The sequence below is a fragment of the Geofilum sp. OHC36d9 genome (assembly GCF_052400685.1).
Classification (GTDB): domain Bacteria; phylum Bacteroidota; class Bacteroidia; order Bacteroidales; family Marinilabiliaceae; genus CAZHHH01.
On record NZ_JBQTGJ010000014.1, the window covers coordinates 16,444 to 40,329 of the forward strand.

Consider the following 23,886-nt stretch of genomic DNA (forward strand, 5'->3'; position numbering starts at 1 on the left):
ATCAACGGTTTGGAGTCAGTAGGTTTTAAATAAAAGCTTGTACAGCCCTAGATGTTTGGTGGCAACAAGGAAACTTTAACTTTGAGGCTTTCGAAGCTTAAATAAATAAGAGTTTATTGTCGTAAATGACCATTTTTAAAGCGAGAGTGACAAAAAAATAGCTTTTTTGCTTACATTATAAAGGCTTTTATGTATATTTTCAGCTCAGATTTAAAGTACACCATTAAATGAAGTTTGACCTTAATAAATGGTATTTGCAGAAAATTAACGGAGAAATTATTTATAAATACTCCGGTTCTGTTACTTCTGATAAGATAACAGAATCATTATCTTTAATAGAGGATGGGCTTGATAAAAATTTGGTGAAAGGGAAAATTAGAAAGAAGGTTTACAATGTTGTTGTTGAGTGTATTCAGAATCTTTATCATTATGCAGATATTCCACCGCTTTCAGCCGAAGTTGATATTGTTCCCAAATATGGATTGATCGTTTTGTCCAAAGATCAATCTTTCTTTCGTATTTCAACTGGTAATTTTTTTAAAACTGAACGCTTAAGTCGGATTGAAGAGAGTATTAAAATGGTAAATTCTTTATCAGATGAAGATATCGTTGTTGTTTACAGAGATATTTTAGTCCGTGACAACCCAAATTCAGGGGGAAGTGGTTTGGGTTTTTTGGATATGGTTCGTAAAACAGGTAATAAGCTTGAATATTATATTTATCCGCAGGATGAAAAGTATTCTTTCCTTTCCTTGGATGTTTATATAAGTTAAATTTTTATGTCATGGTGGATACAATAGAAACTATTATTCGTGAAGGTAGCACAAAAACGCCTTACGTCAGGTTGGATGGTGAAAAGGGTCTTATTGAAATTAAAGGTCGTTCTATTCCTGAGAATTCTGTTGAATTTTATAAACCATTGATCGATTGGCTCGATAGATACGGTTCCAGCCCAATGGACCATACCAACGTCAACATACAGTTGGAGTATTTTAATACCAGCTCATCCAAGTGTATTTTGGATATGCTTAAAAAGCTCGAATTACTTTATAAAAAAGGGAACAAAGTTCAGGTTAGCTGGTATTACGAGGAAGATGATGAAGATATGTTTGAAGCGGGTGAAGACTACCAATCAATCATAAATGTGCCTTTTTCTATGATTGAGATGGAGGATTAAGAACCTTTGTTTTCGACGATTATGGTCATTGAATTTTTTCAATGACTTTTTTTATGTCAAAATGTCATCATAAATACTGGGTTTGCTGGCATTGTGTCGTATTTGGGCCTTTGGCAATGCTTTTGATGCTTTGCTGGTAATTTTAATTCTTTAATTATGAATTTAAATCAATTTACCATAAAGGCACAGGACTCAGTTCAGAAGGCTTTTCAATTAGCCCAAAGTCTGAGTCATCAGGCCATAGAGCCTGGACATCTTCTTAAAGGAATTATCTCCACAGAAGACCAATTGGTCAAATTTTTATTTAGTAAAGTTGGTATAGGTGAGATTGATTCGGTACTCGACAGTATTGTTGCGTCTTATCCCAAAGTGTCGGGTGGCGAACCCTTTCTCAGTCGCGAATCTTCGGATGTATTACAGAAGGCGATTGACAAAGCCCATGAAATGGGGGATGAGTTTGCCTCTATCGAACATATCATTTTGGCCCTTTTAGTTGTCAAAAGTAATGTGGCCCGGATGCTGAAAGATGCCGGTGCTACAGAAAAAGCCATGATGACTGCTATAAAGGATTTGCGCAAAGGTAGTAAGGTTAATAGCCCCACTGCTGAGGACACTTACAATGCCCTTGAGCGTTTTGCCATTAATCTTAATGATAGAGCACGAAGTGGAAAATTAGATCCTGTTATTGGTCGCGACGAGGAGATACGGCGTGTGTTGCAGATATTGTCTCGTCGTACCAAAAATAATCCGATTTTGATCGGGGAGCCGGGTGTTGGTAAAACCGCTATCGCCGAAGGACTGGCTCATCGTATCATCGATGGCGATGTTCCCGATAATTTAAAGTCGAAACAAATTTTCTCTCTTGATATGGGGGCTCTGGTTGCCGGGGCTAAGTATAAGGGGGAGTTTGAAGAACGATTGAAGTCGGTGGTTAAAGACGTGATTGCATCCGACGGCGATGTGGTTTTGTTTATTGACGAGATTCACACACTGGTAGGGGCTGGTAAGAGTGAGGGCGCTATGGATGCGGCTAATATTTTGAAACCGGCTTTGGCAAGAGGTGATCTGCGGGCCATAGGTGCAACCACGTTATCTGAATATCAGAAGTTTTTTGAAAAAGATAAAGCTCTTGAACGTCGTTTCCAGATTGTGATGGTTGATGAACCTGATGTGATGTCGTCGGTTTCAATTTTGAGGGGATTAAAGGAGAGGTATGAATCATACCATAAAGTGCGTATTCGTGATGAGGCTGTCATTGCAGCTGTTGAATTATCAAAACGTTATATTTCTGATCGTTTTTTGCCAGATAAGGCAATCGATTTGATCGATGAAGCAGCTTCTCGTTTACGTTTGGAGATGAATTCAGTTCCTGAGGAAATTGATGAGATTGAACGTAAAATTCAACAGTTGGAAATAGAGCGTGAGGCTATAAAACGGGAAAGTGATCATCAAAAACTGGATGCCCTTAACCGTGACATAGCTACATTGAAAGAACAGCGGTTGGTTTTACGTTCTAAATGGGAGCAAGAGCGTGCTATTGTCGAAGAGATTCAGAAACATAAAAGTGATATTGAAACGTTTCGGTTTGAGGCTGAGCGGGCCGAAAAGGAGGGGCAATATGACAAGGTTGCCGAATTGCGTTATGGTCGTATAAAAGGGGCCGAAGCGGCCATTGACAAGCTGAAACTTCAATTACAGGAAAAGCAAGCCGATTCGGCTATGATTAAAGAGGAAGTGGATGCGGAAGACGTGGCTCAGGTAGTGAGCCGATGGACTGGGATTCCGGTTTCACGTATGCTTAAAAGTGAACGACAAAAGTTGCTGGAGATCGAAAATGATCTTCATAAACGCGTTGTTGGTCAGGAGGTGGCTATTTCGGCTGTGGCCAATGCTATTCGCCGTAGCAGAGCCGGACTTCAGGATGCCAAACGGCCTATCGGGTCCTTTATCTTTCTTGGTTCAACTGGTGTGGGTAAAACAGAATTGGCTAAGGCGTTGGCCGAATTTTTATTTGATGATGAAAATCTAATGACGCGTATTGATATGTCGGAATACCAGGAGCGCCATTCTGTTTCAAGGTTGGTTGGCGCTCCTCCCGGATACGTGGGGTATGATGAAGGCGGTCAGCTCACTGAGGCCGTTCGACGTAAACCTTATTCAGTGGTTTTACTGGATGAGATAGAAAAAGCGCATTCCGATGTTTTCAATATACTGCTTCAGGTGCTCGATGATGGTCGTTTGACAGATAATAAGGGACGTGTGGTTGATTTTAAGAATACCATTATCATCATGACGTCGAATCTGGGTTCTGAGCTATTGCAGGAATCCATGAGTAATGGCGATGGGGCCATTGACGACAGTGCTCGTGAAAAGGTTATGAGCATGTTGCGACAAACTATCAGACCTGAGTTCCTGAACCGGATTGATGAAATAATTTTGTTTACACCACTAAATCGTGACGAGATACTTAAAATTGTTCGTTTACAGTTGAACCGAGTAGTGACAATGCTAAATGAGCAAAATGTTAATTTATCGTTTACCGATGAAGCTGCTAAATGGTTGGTGAATGTTGGTTTTGATCCAATGTATGGTGCCCGGCCTATTAAACGGGCTATTCAGAAGTATTTACTCAACGATTTATCAAAGATGATTTTGTCAAATGAAGTTACTACTAAGCAAGCCATTGTAGTAGATGTAAAGGATAATGCACTTGTTTTTAATAATCGTTGAAACTTTTAAAAACAGAAAAAAGAATTGAAAGTTAGCTAAGACCTTAAAAGTTTTTGCTTAGAGCTTTTCCGGAAACTCAGGTAACAAATATGAAAGCTTCATTTTTGAGGCTTTCATATTTAAATAATTTGTTTTAATTAGTATTTGTGCTTTTGCAAGCAGGGAAGTTTTGAAGCTTGAAAAGTGTGTATTTACGGGATCAATGAACATTTTGAAAGCGAGCATAACGAAAGGGCAGATGTTTCCTTGCAGGTACTATTTAATTTTGATTTGTTGATTCAGAAAAATCGAAGACTTTGTCTAGTTTCATTAGCGTCAAGAGACTCATAACGTCTTTGTTAACTGCTTTTAAAATGAACGTTCCATTGTTTTGGCGCGAGGTTTTAAGAGCCGAAATTAATACACCAATTCCGGTACTATCTATGAAAAGAATGTTTTTAAGGTTTAGAATGAGTTGAAATTCGCTTTGTTTTAAAGCGTTGTTCAACGATATTTTAACTTCCTGAGCTATGGTAGCATTCAACCTGTTGGTGCCTTCCAAAATGCCTTCAGTGACATTTCCTTTGGTTTCTAATTTAAGCATATTTTCCATTTTTCTATACCACCTTTAATTCCTTAATCGCTTTGTTGCAAATGGCGTTATATTTCGAAATAATTTTTTCAATGGCGGCAGCATTGGTGTTATCTTTAATCCATTTTTTTTTATCTGCCGGAAATGAATCAAATTGCTTTTGAATATAATTTAGTTCCTCAACTTCTCTCGGTGATAAAACCTCCATTTTTTTTAATTCTTTAATTCTGAATTGTTTGGAAATAAGTTCCAGGTTTTTCAATTCACAATTACCCAATTCGGTCATTCCCATCGATATAACAGAAGATTTGGCTTTGTGAGCCAACGCACCGAGTTCTTTCCATTGCTTTCTGTTAAAATATTGTTCAAATCCCTCCTTGAATTCCTCGGCCTGCTCCAAAAAAATAGAAATAAACTCTCGGATCACTGATATATTACCTTCAGCGATGCTTTCGAGATACGTAAGGTCTATAATTTCAAATCGGGAATTCATTTTGCCTATGTTGAGTTATACAAATTTAACACTTTCCCTTTTAAAAGGAAATATATTATTCATTCATTAATTTATGCAATTTAGTTAATTTTGATAACCTGAGGATGGTTTAATCTTTATTTCTTTAATTAATACTGGTTTATTTAATGGTGTTTGAAATAATTTTCATGTTGTAATTCTGTTTTTTCTTAAACATATTAAGAATCATTTTTTTTATAAATTGATAAGAATATCTTTGAATCAAATGGAAATTACAAATCAGTATAAATACTTTATTTGATGAAACGAACTCAGTTATACCAGTTGCATGTTGATGCGGGCGCCAAAATGGTTCCTTTTGCTGGTTTTGAAATGCCCGTTGAATATAGTGGTATAACCTCCGAACATATGGCTGTTCGCCAATCGGCCGGTTTATTTGATGTTTCACACATGGGTGAGTTTTGGGTGAAAGGGCCTGGCGCACTCAGCTTTTTGCAGCGTATAACGTCCAATGATGTGGCGCTCCTAAAACCCGGGAAGATTCAGTATGCCTGTTTTCCCAACGGGACAGGTGGAATTGTTGACGATTTATTGGTTTATCATTATCAACCGCAAAAGTATTTGTTGGTGGTTAATGCTTCTAATATTGAGAAAGACTGGAATTGGTGCATGAAGCATAAACCTGCGGATGTGGAGCTTGAAGATGCCAGTGATCGCATTTCATTGCTGGCGATTCAGGGGCCCAGAGCTGAAAAAATTCTTCAGGCAATAACCTCGGTTGATCTCTCCTCTTTGGTGTACTATTCTTTTACAACAGGCGAGGTTGCCGGCATTGATTCCGTAATCATTTCCCGAACAGGTTATACCGGAGCTGGTGGCTTTGAGTTATTTGTGGATAATAAAGATGCTCAAAAATTGTGGCGGACAATTATTTCTGAAGGTGACACCGAAGGGCTTCTTCCTGCCGGTTTGGGCGCTCGTGATACTCTGAGGCTTGAAATGGGCTTTTGTTTATATGGTAATGATATTGATGACTCCACGTCGCCAATAGAAGCAGGACTTGGGTGGATTACCAAATTGAAACCTGAGAAAAATTTGATTGATAGGGAGACGCTTCATACCCAAAAGAACAATGGTGTTGCACGTAAATTGGTTGGCTTTAAGTTGTTGGAAAGGGGTATTCCGCGTCATGGCTACGAATTGGTAAATAGTAATGGAGATGTAATTGGAAATGTGACATCAGGAACTATGTCACCGGTTTTGAAGCAGGGTATTGGCCTGGGATATGTTAAAACAGACTATGCAAAAGTTGAGACGCAAATATTTGTACGGATACGACAAAAGTCAGTTTCTGCTGAAATTGTTAAACTGCCGTTTGTATAATGTCTTGTTTATTAGTGTTGTAGTGGTGGTTTCGTCTGGTTGTGTCAACCTTTTGCAGGTCTGAATACAGTGAAAATGTTAGAATTTGATATTTTTTCTTGCAGTTTTTATTTCATTTTGTAATTATTATTATCGGCTTTTCTATTAATTTTGCCTGTGTAATAGAAACCTCATTTTTCTTTTGTCTTGCGATACAAAATCAAGGTGTTGAAATTTCTGTTGATAAATAACTAAAAAAAAAGAGCCTTATACCGTTGGGTTACTTTTGAATAGTTGTAATTTTAGCTTTTGGTAGAGCCGCTGATAAATGCTTAACTTATTATCTGTAGCGTGTTTGCATTGTTTAGCTGTATGAAAGGCGAAAGGATTGATTTTTTACAAAAAACAACTTAAACATAGATATTCACATGAAGAAGCACAATTTTTCAGCCGGGCCGTCAATTCTCCCCGAAGTTACCATTAAGAATACTGCCGAAGCAGTTGTTAATTTTGCAGGAACAGGTCTTTCGGTGATGGAAGTATCGCACCGTGGTAAGGAGTTTACAGCCGTTATGGAACAAGCCAATAAATTGTTTAAAGAGTTGTTGGAGGTTCCTGCGGGTTATGAAGTGGTATTTTTAGGCGGAGGTGCCAGCATGCAATTTTGTATGGTCCCTTACAATCTTTTAAGTAAAAAAGCAGCCTATCTGAATACCGGCACATGGGCTTCAAAGGCAATCAAGGAAGCTAAGTTTTTTGGTGAAGTGGTTGAAGTTGCTTCTTCAAAAGATAAAAATTATAATTATATCCCCAGGGATTTTGATATCCCGTCTGATGTCGATTATCTGCATATTACCACTAATAACACCATTTATGGAACCGAAATTCGTAAGGACATGGATGTGAAGGTTCCTTTGGTTGCAGATATGTCATCTGATATTTTTTCTCGTCCTTTGGATGTTTCTAAATATGCCATAATTTATGGCGGTGCTCAGAAAAATTTGGCGCCAGCTGGGTTGGCCTTTGCACTTGTGAGAGAAGATGTTTTGGGTAAAGTTGATCGTCCAATTCCAACCATGCTGAACTATAAAACGCACATCGATGGCGGTTCAATGTTCAATACGCCACCTGTTTTGCCGGTTTTTGCTGCATTGCAGACTCTTAATTGGTTGAAATCCAATGGCGGTTTAAAAGAAATGGAAAAACGTAATATCCGTAAAGCCGATATTCTTTATTCTGAAATTGACCGAAACCGTTTGTTTAAAGGTACTGTGCAGAACGTCGATGATCGTTCAATTATGAATATTTGTTTTGTCATGAATGATGATTATCAGGATCTTAACGCTGAATTTCTTGAATTTGCCACTGCACAGGGAATGGTGGGAATAAAAGGACACCGTTCGGTAGGTGGCTTCAGGGCTTCTGTATATAATGCCCTGCCTGAAGAAAGTGTTAAAGCTTTGGTTGATGTCATGCAACAATTTGAAAAGAAACATTAATAATGAATCAGTTTCGAAGATTTATATTAAAGCAATAATCTCTGAAGGGGAAGATGATGAAGCTGGCTTCACGCTTCCCTTTTTTGCTGTCATCTTCGTCTTTGAAATGTTTTTATTTTATTGATTATAAGCTGGTATGACCAATTATTGAAATAATGACGATGAAATGAGTCGTTAGAATAATTTTACATAGTGTAATTCTTTTGCGGATATCATCAGCCTATTATAAATCAAATTATTAACGCATGAACAACCATTATCAAAGATTGGCCTAGCAGATTATTGATTTTTACACATAAGGACAATTTAAATGGAAGTTTATGTGGCATAAACCACAAATTAGAAACATATGAAACGAGCATGAGAATAGTTTTTCACAAAGGGGAGTGACTATTGCTGCGAGTTCCATGTGGCAAATAAAAATAAATTATAAACAGATGAAAAGAGTATTAGTTGCAACTGAAAAGCCATTCTCAAAAATGGCCGTCGATCAGATTCGTAAAGTCGTTGATGAGGCCGGTTATGAATTGAGACTACTGGAAAAATATAAGTCACCAAGCGATTTATTAGCTGCTGTTGCTGACGTAGATGCCTTAATTGTTCGTTCTGACAAAATTGATTGCAATGTTTTGGAGTCGGCCAAAAATCTTAAAATTGTGGTTCGGGCTGGTGCTGGATACGATAATCTTGACCTGGTGACTTGTTCGTCAAAAAACATTGTGGCTATGAATACGCCGGGCCAAAACTCAAATGCTGTGGCTGAGTTGGTATTTGGTATGTTAGTATATGGCATCCGTAAACAATATACTGGAGCTGCGGGAACTGAGCTTCGTGGTAAATCATTGGGTATACATGCCTATGGCAACGTTGGCTATTATGTTGGTAAAATTGCTCATGGATTTGGCATGAAAGTATATGCTTACGACCCTTATGTGAGCGCTGACCGTATGCAGTCGCATGGTGTTGAGCCGGTTAACTCTATTGAAGAGTTGTACCGTACCTGCGAAGTGGTTTCGTTACACATTCCGGCCAATGCTTCTACTGTTAATTCCATCAATAAATCCTTATTGTCTCTGATGCCTAAGGGTGCTGTACTGGTTAATACCGCCCGTAAAGAGGTGATTAACGAAGCCGAGTTAGTCGAAGTAATGAATGAACGTCCTGATTTTATTTATCTGTCAGACATAGCACCCGACAATGCAGATGTGTTCAAGCAACAGTTTGGAGGTCGATACTTTTTTACCCCTAAAAAAATGGGTGCTCAAACAGATGAAGCCAATATTAATGCCGGAGTGGCTGCTGCCCGACAAATAGTTAGTTTCTTTACCTCCGGGGATGAAACATTTAGGGTAAATCGTTAAGACACTTTGAATTTTATTTAATAGAATATGCCTATATTCATGTCCCGGCTTTGTCCGGGACTTGAAGTTTAAGGCCATGTCAAATCCAGGTGAAAAATCTAAACTACTAACACTATGGCTATTGTAAAACCTTTTAGGGGCTTACGCCCTCCGCGTGAAATTGCTAAAGAATTGTCGTGCTTGCCCTACGATGTGATGAACAGTGAAGAGGCTGCTGCTATGGCTAAAGGAAAGGATCATTCGTTGTTGCATATTACACGAGCCGAAATTGATTGTAAAAAAGGCGTGGATACGCATTCCGAGACTGTCTACAATAAATCATTCGATAATTTCTGCCGTTTCAGAGAAAAGGGATGGCTGGAAAAAGATGACACTTCTCGTTTTTATATCTATGCTCAAACAATGAATGGCCGGACTCAATATGGTATTGTTGGTGCGGCAGCTTGTTCCGACTATTTTTCGGGTGTTATTAAAAAACATGAGTTAACGCGTCCCGATAAAGAAGAAGACCGCATGACCCATATTATGGTGAACAATGCCAACCTGGAACCTGTGTTTATTAGTTATAAAGCGGTTCCTGAAATTGATGAAATTGTCGCAAATATTGTGAATGAACAGGCCCCTGAGTATGATTTTATCAGTGAAGACGGTTTTGGACATCAGTTTTGGGTGATAATGGATATGGTTACCAACGAGCGTATTGAACGTTTGTTTGCCGAAAAAGTGCCTTGTACCTATGTGGCAGATGGTCATCATCGTACCGCGGCTGCTGCCCGTGTAGGAGAAGAGAGAAAACGTAAGAATCCTAATCACAATGGGACTGAATCGTATAATTTTTTTATGGCTGTTCATTTTCCTGATAACCAGTTATCGATTATTGACTATAACCGTGTGGTGAAAGATTTAAACGATTTATCTGAAGGTGACTTTATTGCGGCGTTGGGACGCTATTTTGAAGTCTCTCAGATGGGCTGTGAAATTCATAAACCCGAAAAATTACATGAGTTTGGAATGTACCTGGGAGGTCATTGGTATAAATTAACAGCGCGCAAAGGAACCTACAACGATTCTGACCCAATTGGCGTTTTGGACGTTACCATTCTTTCAAAATATGTGTTAGATAAAATTTTAGGTATTGAAGATTTGAGAACTTCTAACCGAATTGATTTTGTGGGTGGAATTCGCGGTCTGGAAGAGCTGCAGCGCCGTGTGGATGCTTTTGAAATGAAAGTGGCTTTTGCTTTGTATCCTGTTTCTATGAAGCAATTAATTGATATCGCGGATACGGGTAATATTATGCCGCCTAAAACGACCTGGTTTGAGCCAAAATTGCGCAGCGGGCTGGTGATTCACGAACTGGAATAGCCAGAATGAGAGGTGTTTAATTACCTCCTTTGTATTGATATTGTTGGTAATAAAAACGCATTTGCTATTTTGAATTTAGTTGACGTATTTTGCTTTTCATATGATTATAATTTGTTTTTCAGTTGCCATATGGAACTCGCCAGGATAATCATCCTTCTGTGTGTGAAACAATTCCTCATGGCTCGTTTCATATGAAAAGTTTTAGATCTGATATTAACCTTAACATTAGTCGTGTGTTTATAAAGAAACAGGAAAATGATGTAAGCCAATATCAATTTTGGAAAATGGCGAGTTGAGTTGCATCGTTGGTATCGTTTTGATAAATCGCGTTTGCCCGAAAATGCCGGAGGCAGATCAGATGCAATTATTTTTTAAGGCTTTCGTAGCTCAAAAAATATGAATTCATTCCTGTAAATGAGTATTTTGAGAGCAAGCACAATGCAATAGTTAACTTTATAGACAAACACTAAATAGTGCCTGTCCATAAAGTCGGGAATTTGAGCTATAAAGTTCAAATTTAAGGCTTGCGAAGTCATAAAAATCAAGGAGTTTACTTTTTGTAAATGACTGTTTTTATGACAAGCGTAACGCAGAAGTTGGACTTTATAGACAAACTCTAAATAGCATTATATTGAAACATAATGGGTGATGAAAGCTTCACCCACAAAACTAAAACATGTTTAAATGTCGGTTGCTGAAAAATTGGAAGAAATAAGAAAATCCATTCCGGACCATGTTGAGCTGGTTGCCGTGTCGAAGACGCACCCTACCGGTTTGGTAAGGGAAGCTTATGAGGTGGGACAACGTGTCTTTGGTGAGAATAAAGTACAGGAGTTGGTGGCGAAAGCCGAAGCCTTACCTAAGGATATTAAATGGCATATGATAGGACATATGCAATCAAACAAAGTAAAATATATTGCTCCTTTTGTGAGTCTTATTCATGGGGTTGATTCATTGAAACTTTTGAAAGTAATTAACAATGAGGGTGCCAGGAATAAACGTATAATTTCATGTTTGTTGCAGGTACATATCGCCACCGAATCTACAAAATTTGGCTTTTCGCCCGAGGAATTATTGCACCTGTTTGAATCTTTTAATGTTCGTTCGTTGGAAAATGTGCAGGTTTGTGGATTGATGGGCATGGCTACTTTTACCGATAATCAAACGCAGATTAAAAATGAATTTCACAGTTTAAGGGTGCTTTTCGACCGGATTAAAAATCAATGGATGAGTGATGTTGATTATTTTCGGGAAATTAGCATGGGGATGAGTAACGATTATTTATTGGCTATTGAAGAAGGATGCACAATGGTTCGCGTAGGAAGTGCTATTTTTGGAGCCAGATAAATTACAATGTATTTTGTAAATATTATTAAGCTTTGCTTATTCTGAATATATGATAAGAAAGTGTCTGTCCATAAAGTCAGGCATAACGCAGAAGTTAGACTTTGTTGGCAGACTCTAAGACAGATGGGTAATACTTTTGTTGAAACAATACTAAATTTGAAAACATGTCAAAGCTGGAAACAAGCTATTTGGGACTAAAGCTCAGAAATCCTGTTATTGTTGGAAGTTCGGGGTTGACCAATAGTGTTGAGAAAATTAAAAAATTGGAAGCGGCTGGTGCCGGTGCCGTTGTTTTAAAATCGTTGTTTGAAGAACAAATTAATCACGAAATTAATCATCACGTGCAGGGGAGTCAGGGAATGGATTACCCCGAGGCAATGGACTATATTAGTAATTATAGCCGAAGTCATTCGGTTACCGATTATCTTCAATTGATAAAGGAGGCTAAAGCTGCGGTGAAGATACCAGTGATTGCCAGCATCAATTGTTTCTCGGTGGACGAATGGGTTGATTTTGCACGCCAGATTGAAACCGCTGGAGCCGATGCTTTAGAACTAAATCTCTTCGTGGTAAATACAGATAAAAATAGTGTGGCTGCCGATTATGAAGATATGTATTATCAGGTGGCCGATGTGGTGTCAAGATCAATTAAGATTCCTGTCGCTATGAAGCTTAGCCCTTATTTTTCGAACCTCGTACAGGTTGTTGATAAGCTTTCAGTGTCTGGAGCAAAAGGGGTTGTCCTTTTCAATCGGTTTTATGAGCCTGACATTGATATTAATAAGTTAATATTGGTAAGTTCAGAGGTCTTTAGTTCTGCCGCCGATATCCGTCGTTCACTGCGCTGGGTAGCTATTGTAAGTGATAAAATTAATAGTGTTGATGTGGCGGCATCTACTGGCGTACATGATGGCGATGCTGTGATAAAAATGTTATTGGCCGGAGCAAAAGCTGTTCAGACATGTTCTGCCGTTTATAAGAACGGGCCGGAAGTGGTAACAGAAATGGTTCAAAGGTTGTCGGGCTGGATGGACGAAAACGGATTTAAAAGTATTGAAGATTTTCGGGGAATGATGAATTATCGGAAAATGAAAAATCCGGCGCTTTATGAACGTGCCCAGTTTATGAAATATTTTTCAGACAGGGAGTAGAATATCCTATTTGTGTCTGTTCATACAATCAGACACTTGAGCTTGGAAGCTCAAAATAAAGGCTTTCGCATCGTGATAATAAAGATGTGAATATAAAATAGTTTAGGCGCAAAGACGTTGAAAACCTAATGGTATCAACTATTTGCGCCTTTTGTTTTTGTTCTGAGTTGAATAAAATTATGGCAGTTTTTTAGTTTGGTTAATGTCTGTCCGTAAAAGTCTGGCGTTTAAATTTGAAAGTTCAAAATTAAGGCTTGCGCAGATATAAAATATGAGTTTACTGACGTAAGTGATCATTTTGATAGCAAGCCTAATGCAGAAAAAGTAGTCTTTTATAGACAGACTATAATTTGAGCGCCGGGCAATTAACTTCGATTGTATTGCTTTATAAAAAGTCTTTAAGATATTTTGCAGTATACGATGTTTTGTTTTTAATAAGTTCTTCGGGTGTTCCTTCAAAAGCAATATAACCACCTTCGCTGCCACCTTCGGGTCCCAGATCGATGATATGGTCGGCAGATTTAATGACATCCATATTATGCTCTACTACAATAATTGAATGTCCTCTGTCAATCAGGGCATTGAAGGCTTTAAGCAATTTTTGTATGTCGTGGAAGTGAAGACCGGTGGTGGGTTCATCAAAGATAAATAGGGTCGGTTGCGTTGTTTCCAATGCCAAAAAAGCGGCCAGCTTTACTCTTTGGCTTTCACCACCACTTAAGGTGTTCGACGATTGTCCCATCTGAACGTAGCCTAACCCTACATCCGATAAAGGTTGTAGTTTACCCGCAATGCGTTTATCTGCTGATGTGGCCCCTTCGTTGAAAAATTCGATGGCTTCGTTGATCGTCATCTTAAGCAGGTCGTAAACATTCTTGCCACGATACTTAATTTCCAGTATTTCCGGTTTAAATCGTTTGCCCTGACAGCTTTCACATGTCAATACTAAATCGGCCATAAACTGCATTTCAACCTTGATCGTTCCTTCGCCCTGACACTCTTCGCAACGTCCTCCATCTACGTTGAATGAAAAATGAGCCGGTTTAAGACCTTCCAACTTGGCCTGCTTCTGGTCTGACATTAATTTTCTGATGTCATCCCACGCTTTTAAATAGGTGGCCGGATTTGAACGTGATGATTTCCCGATTGGATTTTGATCAACAAATTCAACGTCGTGGATGGCATTCAAATCACCTTGCAGCAGATCAAATGCTCCGGTTTTATCGGCAAAACCACCTTTTATTTTTTTGAGGGCTGGATAAAGTACTTTTTTTACCAGCGAAGATTTGCCTGAACCGCTTACGCCGGTAACAACGGTTAATGTGTTAAGCGGAAATTTTACCTTAATATTTTTGAGGTTATTTTCACGGACACCGGTTAATTCTATAGATTGATTCCATGATCGACGGCTGGAGGGCACTTCAATTTTTCTGGTTCCCTTTAAATACTGGGTTGTTAAACTTTCCGGAACGGATTGTAGCCTGGTAAAATCACCCTGATAAACGACTTCCCCACCATGTTGTCCGGCGCCTGGGCCTATATCAATTATTTCGTCGCAGGCTCTGATTATTTCTTCGTCGTGTTCTACTACCACAACCGTGTTACCCAATTGTTGAAGGTTTCGAAGAACGCTTATCAGTTGTTCTGTGTCACGCGAATGTAGTCCTATGCTTGGCTCGTCAAGAATATAAAGAGACCCCACCAGACTGCTTCCCAATGATGTGGCCAGGTTGATGCGCTGGCTTTCACCTCCCGACAGTGTTGATGACAACCGGTTGAGATTGAGATAACTGAGGCCTACTCGTATAAGAAAATCCAATCGGGTGTTAATTTCTATTAGCAGACGTTTGGCAATTTTGAGTTCGTGCGTTTCCAGATTTATATTTTTAAAAAATAGCGACAACTCATTAATGGGCATTGTCACCAATTCATGAATACTTTTGCCGCCAACTTTAACCCATGAAGCCTCTTTTTTTAACCGTGTGCCGTGACAATCCGGACAGACCGTCTTACCCCGGTAACGTGCCAGTAATACGCGATTTTGAATTTTATAGAGTTTTTCTTCCAGATGTTGGAAAAATTTGTTTATACCATGAAAGTATTGATTGCCAGACCATAGTAGTTGTCTTTGTTTTTGTGTTAGCTCGAAATAGGGTTTGTGAACCGGAAAGTCAAATTTATGTGCATTTTTTATTAATTTTTCGCGCCATTCGCCTAATTTTTCACCTTTCCAGCAAGCAATAGCACCATCGTACACCGAGAGGTGTTTGTTGGGAATCACCAAATCTTCATCAATTCCAATAACACTTCCAAAACCCTCACAGTTTGGGCAGGCGCCTATTGGATTGTTAAAGGCGAACGTATTTTCTGTGGGTTCTTCAAAGATGATACCGTCGGCTTCGAACCGATTGGAAAAAGAATGAGAACTGGCGTTTTTACCGGTATAAATTTTTATGATACATTCACCATGGCCTTCGTAAAAAGCTGTCTGTACGGAGTCCGATATGCGTGAGGTGTTGTCATCATTATCAACATCTACTGCTATTCTGTCGATTAACAGATTCATATTGCCACTATTGCCATCAAGTAGCGGCCCGTTTTTTAGTAAGTCTTCGAGCGTTATAAGTTCATTATCTTTATCGATACGGCTAAAACCTTGCTGCTGCAATATTTCCAGATGTTCATGGTAATTGCGACCTGGAGGGGGAATTAGCGGTGCCAAAATAGCGACCCGGGTTCCTTTTGGGTGGTTGTTGATGAAATCGACCACATCAGATATATGATGTCGTTTAACTTCTTTCCCCGAAACAGGCGAGAAGGTCCGGCCTATACGGGCATATAATAATTTGATGTATTCGTATATTTCGGTTGATGTGCCCACTGTGGAACGAGGATTGCGTGTGTTGACACGCTGTTCAATGGCAATAGCAGGTGGAATACCTTTAATGTAGTCGACCTCAGGCTTATCAATTCTACCCAGAAATTGTCGCGCGTAAGAACTAAGACTCTCCACATAGCGACGTTGTCCTTCGGCATATAGCGTGTCGAAAGCCAATGAACTCTTTCCTGACCCCGAAACACCAGTTATAACAATGAATTTATTACGCGGAATATTAAGCGAAATATTTTTAAGATTATGAACTCGCGCGCCCTTAATCTGTATATGTGCCGGCATATTACTATCTTTCTTCATCTTTAATGCTAAACGCACAAAGATACTAAAGAACTACGACACGAAAAATTAAAGTTAAACTATCATTTATTTGACTTTTTTTGTTTTTTTGTATTTTTTTGTATTCTTTTGTACTCACAACAATAAAAAGACTGCCTATCGGAGAAACTTTTACATGGACAATTAATTTTTATTATCATGACAGAGTATAACAGCCTGTCGGATGAAGGACTTGTAAAAGGCTTTACTTCCGGAGATTATAAGTGTTTTGACGTACTGTTGAATCGTCACAAACAACGCGTTTTTTCGTATATTTTTTTATTGGTTCGCAATCAGGATCTGGCAGAAGATATCTTTCAGGATGCTTTTTTGAAGGTGCATGATACGTTAAATAAAGGCCAGTATGCCGATAACGGACGTTTTGTATCATGGGTAATGCGTATTGCCCATAATTTAATTGTTGACCATTATCGTCGACAAAAGAATTTTCGTTTGATTTATAACGAAGACTATGAGCGGGATATCTTCAACGATTCTTCGTTTTCAGAAGGGACAATCGAGGAAGAAATGGTGAAAGATGAAATTTATCGTGATGTTTCTCAATTGGTCGAGCTTTTACCTGATAATCAACGTGAAGTGATTAAGATGCGTCATTATATGGGGTTGTCATTCAAGGAGATTGCAGAAGAAACCAATGTTAGCATTAATACCGCCCTTGGAAGAATGCGTTATGCATTGCTTAATTTGCGTAAAATGATGGATGAAAAAAAGGTGTCATTGGCTGTATAGAGACTTTTTAAATCGGGATTATCTCTAAAGCCTATAAGTCGTGGGTTATAATTGTTCGTCAAAAGGTTATTTACGACAGCTAATTTATGTTTTTGAAACTTTTTTATTTGTTACGAGAACTTTTAGGAATGCATTAAATATTTTTTTAATTGTTATAAAATAAAGATTGATAAATTCCGTTTTCTTCTCAAGTTGATAAATTTAGGACGCTCAATGATGAAGAAAAGTGTGGATTTAGAATGGCTGGAATGCCATGGACGAAATCTTTTCAAGTTAATTCTTTGCATGTCAGAGGCGGAGCTGTGCAGACGTTACCCTTCACCCTCTATAAAAATACTCAGCCGGATAAAAAAACGAGCGGCCCGGCAACGGGCCTTAAAATCAGATCAATATTAATTTATTTGTAGAAATTTGATCTGAATGCGTGAAATTCTTTTCTTCGTAATATATACCTTAGAATAAAAGCTTCCATAAAACCCAAACCATAGCCAAAAGTTTGTGTGAAAGTTGCCATAACTGCCCACCAGGCAGTCTTTCGTTCTTTGGTAACATACCAGGCATGGCAGAACACGGTAATGGGAATCACCAATAGCAACGTTAAAATCCAAGGGTTGAAAAAAGCCAATATCAAAATACCGACGTGTCCTAATACAAAAATAGAGGGAAAGGCGTGAATTGGTTTTAAAGTTTTTTTATGTTTTATTTCGAGATTGATGCGTGCAATACCTGAATTGTAAACTTGTTTAAAGAAAGAACGAAAATTATTACGTCGTTTGTGATATACAAACCCGTCTTTAATTAGTCGTGTTGAATATCCTTTTTCCAGTAAGCGCATGCTAAAATCCAGATCTTCGCCAAAACGCATCTCCGAGAATCCGTGCAAAACCTGAAATACACTTTTACGAACCCCCAGATTATAACTCCGTGGATAAAAACGATCGAAGCTTTCTTTTGCACCGCGTATACCGCCGGTTGTGAGTACACTACTCATGGCGTAGCCAATTGCTTTTTGAATGGTGTTAAATCCGGGGTGGGGTTTATCCGGCCCACCAAAGCAGTCGAATTCATCACACGCCACCGTTTTTTTTATTATTTCCAGGTAATTGGTAGGTAAGAGGCAGTCAGAATCTAGAAAAATAAGCCATCCCCCATGAGCTACCTGCGAACCTGTATTACGCGCCGGGCCTGGTCCTTTATTGCTTTGGATGAGATACTGAATGTTCAGGCTTGACTGGTATTTTGAAATAACATCTTTACTCGGAAATTCTGAGCCATCCTCTATAACAATGATCTCGAAGTTTTTGTCGGTTTGATGCTGCATCGAATCTAACAACTCGTCGAGTTCTTCACTGCGATTGTATACTGGGATAATAAATGAAAAAGTTGACATAACAGGTCTTTGCAATTTGTTCCAAATATAGCAAAAACAAATCATCATTATCCTTTACAGTTGTACGGATTGCAATTCAATTATGGGATCTAAAATGTTGAATTGTTGCCAAATAGTGTTAAATTTTTATAATTTGTAAATAATCACTTTGATTACTTTAACTTCATAAAAAATATTATCAAATTTGTACCTCTTTGTGAAAATCATGTTATATAAGGTTTTTAAACTTTTAAGGTGTCCGCCAATAGCAATGATTTTTGGAAAAGGCCACGGCACTGGAAGTCTTTTATCGCATTTGCGATGTTGTTTAAAATTGGATCTGTTTCTAAAAGGCCTATGGGAGCCACCATTAAAATGATCATTTCGATTTGTAAAATGGACCAGCTGTAAAGCAGACTTACATTGATTTGGTTTCATGATAAATATGAATAATTAATTAAAAATAATAATCTTAAAACAATTATGATGGTTAAAAGTCCACTTCAAATTGCACGGGAAACATATGTTCCCAAAATGCCTAAGTCATTGACGGGCAATGTTAAAGTTGTAGAAGGAAAGATAACAGAGTCGGTGGCCGACCAGGATGACATAAAAAAAATATTCCCGAATACTTATGGGATGCCTGTTATTACTTTTGAACCCGGTTCCGACACGACATCTTATCCGGCTATCAAAGTGGGTGTAATACTATCAGGAGGACAGGCTCCTGGCGGTCATAACGTAATATCGGGTTTGTTCGATGGTCTCCAAAAGTGTAATCCGAAAAATGAATTATACGGTTTTCTGGGTGGGCCCAGCGGTTTGGTTGATAATCAGTATGTTGTTTTGACCGAGGAGTTGGTGAATGAATATCGTAACACTGGCGGTTTTGATATTATTGGTTCGGGACGTACCAAACTTGAAGAAGAAGCGCAATTTGAGAAAGTAATTGAAAATTGCAAAGCTCTTGGCGTGAGTGCATTGGTTATTATTGGTGGTGATGATTCAAATACCAACGCTTGTGTTCTGGCTGAATATTTTGCCTCTAAAAAGAGTGGAATTCAGGTTATTGGAGTGCCCAAAACAATTGATGGTGACCTCAAAAATGAAGTGGTTGAAACTTCTTTTGGGTTTGATACCGCCTGTAAAACTTACAGCGAATTGATTGGTAATATTCAAAGAGATGCCAATTCGGCTAAGAAATATTATCACTTTATCCGTTTGATGGGGCGCTCAGCTTCTCACATCGCTTTAGAGTGTGCCTTAGAAACGCAGCCTAATATTACTATTATTTCGGAAGAAGTCGAGAAAAAAGGAATGACTCTGGATGAGTTGGTGACTGATATTGCCAATGTAGTAGCGCGCAGAGCCGAAAAAGGCTATAATTTTGGAACCGTTTTGATTCCTGAAGGTGTTGTGGAATTTATTCCTGCCATGAAAACGTTAATTTCTGAGTTGAATGATGTTTTGGCCAAATTTGAATCTGAAGTTGCTGTTCTGGAAGGTAATCGTGATAAACGTGATTTTGTGGCCTCTAAAATATCGGCTGAATCAGCTGAAGTGTTCCGCAGTTTGCCAAATAATTTTGCCAATCAATTGATGCTTGATCGTGACCCACACGGTAATGTTCAGGTATCAATGATCGAGACTGAAAAACTGCTTATTGATATGGTGAAATCCAAATTGAAAAAGATGAAGAAGGATGGCCTTTTCACCGGTAAATTTTCCGGACAAGGGCATTTCTTTGGTTACGAAGGACGATGCGCCACCCCCTCTAATTTTGATGCTGATTATTGTTACAGTCTTGGGGTTACCGCTTCGCTATTAATTGCTGAAGGAAAAACCGGTTACATGGCGTCTGTTAAAAATCTGACTGCACCTGCTGCGCAATGGATACCGGGTGGTGCACCCATCACTATGATGATGAATATGGAAAAGCGCCATGGGAATTTAAAACCCGTAATTCAGAAGGCTTTGGTTGAACTGGATGGAAAGCCTTTCAAAATGTTGGCCGATAACAGGGAAACATGGGCTATGACTACCAGTTTTGTCTATCCTGGGCCAATTCAATATTTTGGACCTACAGAAGTTTGTGATTTACCCACGCATACATTGAAACTGGAACAAGGCAAATAGTCATTTTAGGTTTCATCGAGTATTATTTTAAGGCACCAATTGAAATTTAAGTTTTAATTGGTGTCTTTTTTTTATGAAATAAATGTTTTTGATGTATGCATTTTGAGATTGGAATTGCTTGTATCTGGTCTGTTTGATATAATGTGTTGCGAATTAATATTTTATATTCAATATGTTGTGTGGTCGTCAGCTTTGTATAGGTGTTTCCCTTATGGACGGGGTGCTAAAGCAGAGTCAAAAATGCGAAATAGTATTTGCCGGAAAACTCAGGAAGCATTTAAAAAAGCTATATTTTTCAGTATTTTGAAGTTGGAAAAATGTGACTTGATTGTCATAAATGACCATTTTGAAATCCAGCGCGACGAAAAAAAATGGCCTTTTCTGGCAAGCACTTTTAATTTGTAAGTTCTCGGTATAATTATTAATAATAGTGATTTGTAACAATAGTTCATTTTATTACGGTTGTATCGCAAAAAAAAGCCGGCTAACCATGTTACTGGTAGCCAGCTTTCATTTAATTGATTAATTAGTGTTTGTCTATAAAGTCAACTTCTGCGTTACGCTTGTCATAAAAACAGTCATTTACGAAAAGTAAACTGACTTCGTCTTCTTCCTCCTTGTAAAGCATAATCAAAGCATTTATGAGATAAATCCACAACAACAGCTTTGCTTCTGCCTTTACTTCGTTCGTCAGTCCCTTGATTTTTATGACTTCGCAAGCCTTGAATTTGAACTTTATATTTCAAACACCTAGTTTATGGACAGACTCTAATTAGTAGTTCGGTTTTATTGTAAATTTCTAATAATAAACAACAAGTGATCTATTTTAAGAACAGATTTTTTTTTGCATAAAAAGTCTTAAAATTAATTGACTTCTATCGTGCATTTGGAGGATTTTAAACCTTCTGTTTTCGCATTAATCTTAATCACCCCTTTTTCACGGCCGGCGCGAATGACTAGAAGTGCTTTGCCCTGGAATACTTTCCTTTGGTCGGAAACAAATGATTCATCACTTAGTAGATCGGCATTTCCAACACCTGCAATAACGCCGGCTCCCGACACATTAAATTTTATGTTATTTGCTGCGTCTGGTATCAGAACGCCATTTTTATCTACTATTTTTACTGTTATATATGAGAGATCCAATCCGTCTGCTTTTATAACTGTGCGATCAGGTTCCAAAACTATCGCATGAGGGGCGCCGGCTGTAACCATTTCATGACGTGCTACTTCTTTGCCATTAATTCGGCTGACAGCAACAATTTTTCCGGGTTGATAAGGAACGATCCACTCTAGTTTCTTGTGCATGGCTGGCCCTACATTTATAGGAGCGTCGGGGTTATACTCTTCGGCGGAGTATGAGGTGATTTTCTTGGTGTAGTAAACCTCCGGAATTTTTTTGATGCCTTGCGATTTTCCATTGATGAACAGTTCTACCTCCTGGCAATTGCTGAAAGTGTATAACCTGACAGAATCTTTACCGGCCCAGTTCCAGTGCGAATACATTGGCTGGAAGCGCAATTGTACTTCATTCCAGTATTTTTTTGTTTCCGAATTGGGATCAAAAGCGGCGATATGCACCATGGGTTTTTCGCTGTATAAGCTTTGTATATAATAGCTAAAAGGCTTCCAGTGATCATTCCAATCAATAATACCATTAACCCAGCCTTTGGCAGGCCAACCAAATGATTCTCCGATGTAATCGGTCCCTCCCCAATAGAACATGCCTACAGATGTATCATGATTAAAATTAAACCACTCGTTACCTAAGTTTCCAACCTGAGCTTCACTTAATAGAAACATCAGTTGCGGATAGGCGGCTTTATCGACAGCCCAAAATTCTTCTCTGTAGTTGGTACTTACAATATCCATATAAAATTCCATTTCCGGGGGACCTTCTCTGTAATAATTTTCAGTACGATAGGCTCCGCTTTTTCTGGAAGGATGAAGACCACATGTGACTTTGCGGGTGGGTTCTAATTGGTGAACAAAGGCAACCATTTCTTTTAGCATCGGCACGCCAAAGTCGTAACGAGGGCTGCGTTGTTGTGCCGTTTCATTGCCCACACTCCATAGAAAAACAGAGGGGTGGTTACGGTCGCGACGAACAAATGATTTTAAACTATTGCGCCAGTGATCGTTAAAGTTGTTCCCTTCACCAAAGAATTGATCGGCCCATTTATCAAATGCTTCGTCCAGCACCAGCATGCCATTTTTATCGCACCAGTCCAAAATAGCCGTATCGTGTGGGTTATGACTTAGGCGAATGGCATTGCAGCCCAGTTTTTTTAGCCCTTCAAGCCGTCGTTCGTATCCACGTTGAAAAGCTGCAGCTCCAAGGGGACCTAAATCATGGTGTATGTTTACGCCTTTAACCAAAACTTTTCGTCCATTAAGCATTAATCCTTTTTCTGGATCAAATTCGACGGAACGAAGTCCAAATGAAGTTTGATACAGGTCGACTAATGTGTCATTAACAATGAGGTATGAATTTGCGGTGTAGAGAAGGGGAGAATCAATATCCCATATTTGTGGATTATCGATATTAAATTCTTGTTTAAACGTATATAGTTCTTTTTCCCCTAATGGAACGATGCTTTTTAATGTTTTGATTAATTGGCCGTCGGGCGTCAGGATTTCTGTTTTTAATGTTACCTCAGTTGCTTTCATTTCATTGATGACTTCTACATCGACGGCCACTCTGGCTTTTTGATCCGATAACGAAAGTGCTCTTACATAGGTCCCATATTGGTCAACATATACGCCGTTGGTTACCACCATCCAAACATCACGGTAAATGCCTTCACCATTGTACCATCGGGAACTATTTTGGTAGGTGTTGTCATAACTGACTGCCAATAAGTTTTTGCCACTATGTATGACTGATGTAACATCGACCCGAAAAGCCTGATATCCATTGAGCTGATGCGCCACCTCGCGGCCGTTGACATATACATGTGCATCCCGGTACACGCCTTCAAAGTCAAAGAAAATCTTTTTACCTTCAAGTGAAAAGTCAATATCTATCGTTTTGCGGTACCAGCCTTTTTGGCGTGGCAAAAAACCATTCTGGCGATCTGAGCCCAGACTGTCTTTCACAAAAGGGCCTGCAATACTTGCATCGTGTGGCAAATTAACAGTCTGCCATTGCGAATCGTTAAACTCGGGCTGAGAAGCACCTTCCCACCATCCTTTTTGATATTTCCAGTCAAAATTTAGGCTTTCGACGGTGCGTTGGCCCGATATCGACATAAAAACACCAAACATCATGCTTAATAGAATTAATCTCATATTTATAAATTTAGTTGGTTTAACATTTATTGATTCAGTTTAAGTTTTAATCTCGTTCATATTGCATCATTCATCGTCGCCTTAAGAAAAATAC

General features: G+C 38.8%; 16 protein-coding genes. 11 read left to right on the forward strand and 5 right to left on the reverse strand.

Annotation, left to right across the window (positions count from 1 at the left end):
* Positions 1-227 precede the first annotated feature (227 nt).
* The 3 genes from ACT3CD_RS12845 to clpB all read left to right on the forward strand — a co-directional run bounded on the left by ACT3CD_RS12845 (position 228) and on the right by clpB (position 3,907).
* Positions 228-773, forward strand: a complete 546-nt coding sequence (locus ACT3CD_RS12845; protein ID WP_444646039.1) for a SiaB family protein kinase — start codon at positions 228-230, stop codon at positions 771-773.
* An 11-nt stretch (positions 774-784) separates the two neighbouring features.
* Positions 785-1,177: a DUF1987 domain-containing protein gene (locus ACT3CD_RS12850; protein WP_444646040.1), complete on the forward strand. Its 393-nt coding sequence runs from the start codon at positions 785-787 to the stop codon at positions 1,175-1,177.
* Positions 1,178-1,333: 156 nt separating this feature from the next.
* Positions 1,334-3,907 carry an ATP-dependent chaperone ClpB gene (gene clpB, locus ACT3CD_RS12855; RefSeq protein ID WP_444646041.1) on the forward strand — a complete coding sequence of 858 codons (2,574 nt, stop codon included), beginning with the start codon at positions 1,334-1,336 and terminating at the stop codon, positions 3,905-3,907.
* 259 nt (positions 3,908-4,166) lie between these two features.
* On the opposite strand, the gene ACT3CD_RS12860 is transcribed toward clpB, so the two are convergent.
* On the reverse strand, positions 4,167-4,490 hold the full coding sequence (locus tag ACT3CD_RS12860; protein WP_444646042.1) for an STAS domain-containing protein: 324 nt from the start codon (positions 4,488-4,490) through the stop codon (positions 4,167-4,169).
* A 13-nt stretch (positions 4,491-4,503) separates the two neighbouring features.
* Positions 4,504-4,971 carry an Hpt domain-containing protein gene (locus ACT3CD_RS12865; protein ID WP_444646043.1) on the reverse strand — a complete coding sequence of 156 codons (468 nt, stop codon included), beginning with the start codon at positions 4,969-4,971 and terminating at the stop codon, positions 4,504-4,506.
* A gap of 279 nt (positions 4,972-5,250) precedes the next feature.
* Between ACT3CD_RS12865 and gcvT the strand changes: the two genes are divergently transcribed.
* The 6 genes from gcvT (at position 5,251) to ACT3CD_RS12895 (ending at position 13,035) form a co-directional block, all read left to right on the forward strand.
* Positions 5,251-6,333, forward strand: coding sequence for a glycine cleavage system aminomethyltransferase GcvT (gene gcvT, locus ACT3CD_RS12870; protein ID WP_444646044.1), 1,083 nt, complete (start codon positions 5,251-5,253; stop codon positions 6,331-6,333).
* 407 nt (positions 6,334-6,740) lie between these two features.
* The gene (serC, locus tag ACT3CD_RS12875; RefSeq protein ID WP_444646045.1) at positions 6,741-7,811 is read left to right on the forward strand and encodes a 3-phosphoserine/phosphohydroxythreonine transaminase; all 1,071 of its coding nucleotides are present in this window, start codon (positions 6,741-6,743) and stop codon (positions 7,809-7,811) included.
* A 437-nt stretch (positions 7,812-8,248) separates the two neighbouring features.
* Positions 8,249-9,172, forward strand: a complete 924-nt coding sequence (locus ACT3CD_RS12880; protein WP_444646046.1) for a 3-phosphoglycerate dehydrogenase — start codon at positions 8,249-8,251, stop codon at positions 9,170-9,172.
* Between the two features lie 114 nt (positions 9,173-9,286).
* The gene (locus ACT3CD_RS12885) at positions 9,287-10,537 is read left to right on the forward strand and encodes a DUF1015 domain-containing protein (RefSeq protein ID WP_444646047.1); all 1,251 of its coding nucleotides are present in this window, start codon (positions 9,287-9,289) and stop codon (positions 10,535-10,537) included.
* 684 nt (positions 10,538-11,221) lie between these two features.
* Entirely contained in the window at positions 11,222-11,884 is a 663-nt protein-coding gene (locus ACT3CD_RS12890; protein WP_444646048.1) for a YggS family pyridoxal phosphate-dependent enzyme, read from the forward strand.
* A gap of 164 nt (positions 11,885-12,048) precedes the next feature.
* Positions 12,049-13,035 carry a dihydroorotate dehydrogenase-like protein gene (locus ACT3CD_RS12895; RefSeq protein ID WP_444646049.1) on the forward strand — a complete coding sequence of 329 codons (987 nt, stop codon included), beginning with the start codon at positions 12,049-12,051 and terminating at the stop codon, positions 13,033-13,035.
* 385 nt (positions 13,036-13,420) lie between these two features.
* On the opposite strand, the gene uvrA is transcribed toward ACT3CD_RS12895, so the two are convergent.
* Positions 13,421-16,228 (reverse strand): excinuclease ABC subunit UvrA, encoded by a 2,808-nt coding sequence (gene uvrA / locus ACT3CD_RS12900; RefSeq protein ID WP_444646050.1) that lies wholly within the window; start codon positions 16,226-16,228, stop codon positions 13,421-13,423.
* A 177-nt stretch (positions 16,229-16,405) separates the two neighbouring features.
* Between uvrA and ACT3CD_RS12905 the strand changes: the two genes are divergently transcribed.
* On the forward strand, positions 16,406-16,996 hold the full coding sequence (locus tag ACT3CD_RS12905) for an RNA polymerase sigma factor (protein WP_444646051.1): 591 nt from the start codon (positions 16,406-16,408) through the stop codon (positions 16,994-16,996).
* Between the two features lie 397 nt (positions 16,997-17,393).
* Here the strand turns inward: ACT3CD_RS12905 and ACT3CD_RS12910 are convergent, their stop codons facing one another.
* Complete coding sequence (locus tag ACT3CD_RS12910; protein ID WP_444646052.1) at positions 17,394-18,386, reverse strand: glycosyltransferase; 993 nt, start codon at positions 18,384-18,386, stop codon at positions 17,394-17,396.
* 462 nt (positions 18,387-18,848) lie between these two features.
* Here ACT3CD_RS12910 and ACT3CD_RS12915 point away from each other — a divergent pair, with 462 nt between their 5' ends.
* Positions 18,849-20,501 carry a diphosphate--fructose-6-phosphate 1-phosphotransferase gene (locus ACT3CD_RS12915; protein WP_444646053.1) on the forward strand — a complete coding sequence of 551 codons (1,653 nt, stop codon included), beginning with the start codon at positions 18,849-18,851 and terminating at the stop codon, positions 20,499-20,501.
* An 864-nt stretch (positions 20,502-21,365) separates the two neighbouring features.
* Here the strand turns inward: ACT3CD_RS12915 and ACT3CD_RS12920 are convergent.
* Positions 21,366-23,792: a glycoside hydrolase family 2 TIM barrel-domain containing protein gene (locus ACT3CD_RS12920; protein ID WP_444646054.1), complete on the reverse strand. Its 2,427-nt coding sequence runs from the start codon at positions 23,790-23,792 to the stop codon at positions 21,366-21,368.
* Positions 23,793-23,886: the final 94 nt, after the last annotated feature.

Bases quoted from the DNA above. Each gene is read 5' to 3' on its own strand.
- ACT3CD_RS12905 (WP_444646051.1), top strand. From the start codon at position 16,406: ATGACAGAGTATAACAGCCTGTCGGATGAAGGACTTGTAAAAGGCTTT.
- gcvT (WP_444646044.1), top strand. From the start codon at position 5,251: ATGAAACGAACTCAGTTATACCAGTTGCATGTTGATGCGGGCGCCAAA.
- ACT3CD_RS12865 (WP_444646043.1), bottom strand. From the start codon at position 4,971: ATGAATTCCCGATTTGAAATTATAGACCTTACGTATCTCGAAAGCATC.
- ACT3CD_RS12920 (WP_444646054.1), bottom strand. From the start codon at position 23,792: ATGAGATTAATTCTATTAAGCATGATGTTTGGTGTTTTTATGTCGATA.
- ACT3CD_RS12915 (WP_444646053.1), top strand. From the start codon at position 18,849: ATGATGGTTAAAAGTCCACTTCAAATTGCACGGGAAACATATGTTCCC.
- clpB (WP_444646041.1), top strand. From the start codon at position 1,334: ATGAATTTAAATCAATTTACCATAAAGGCACAGGACTCAGTTCAGAAG.
- ACT3CD_RS12910 (WP_444646052.1), bottom strand. From the start codon at position 18,386: ATGTCAACTTTTTCATTTATTATCCCAGTATACAATCGCAGTGAAGAA.
- ACT3CD_RS12885 (WP_444646047.1), top strand. From the start codon at position 9,287: ATGGCTATTGTAAAACCTTTTAGGGGCTTACGCCCTCCGCGTGAAATT.
- uvrA (WP_444646050.1), bottom strand. From the start codon at position 16,228: ATGAAGAAAGATAGTAATATGCCGGCACATATACAGATTAAGGGCGCG.
- ACT3CD_RS12860 (WP_444646042.1), bottom strand. From the start codon at position 4,490: ATGCTTAAATTAGAAACCAAAGGAAATGTCACTGAAGGCATTTTGGAA.
- ACT3CD_RS12895 (WP_444646049.1), top strand. From the start codon at position 12,049: ATGTCAAAGCTGGAAACAAGCTATTTGGGACTAAAGCTCAGAAATCCT.
- ACT3CD_RS12880 (WP_444646046.1), top strand. From the start codon at position 8,249: ATGAAAAGAGTATTAGTTGCAACTGAAAAGCCATTCTCAAAAATGGCC.
- serC (WP_444646045.1), top strand. From the start codon at position 6,741: ATGAAGAAGCACAATTTTTCAGCCGGGCCGTCAATTCTCCCCGAAGTT.
- ACT3CD_RS12850 (WP_444646040.1), top strand. From the start codon at position 785: ATGGTGGATACAATAGAAACTATTATTCGTGAAGGTAGCACAAAAACG.
- ACT3CD_RS12890 (WP_444646048.1), top strand. From the start codon at position 11,222: ATGTCGGTTGCTGAAAAATTGGAAGAAATAAGAAAATCCATTCCGGAC.
- ACT3CD_RS12845 (WP_444646039.1), top strand. From the start codon at position 228: ATGAAGTTTGACCTTAATAAATGGTATTTGCAGAAAATTAACGGAGAA.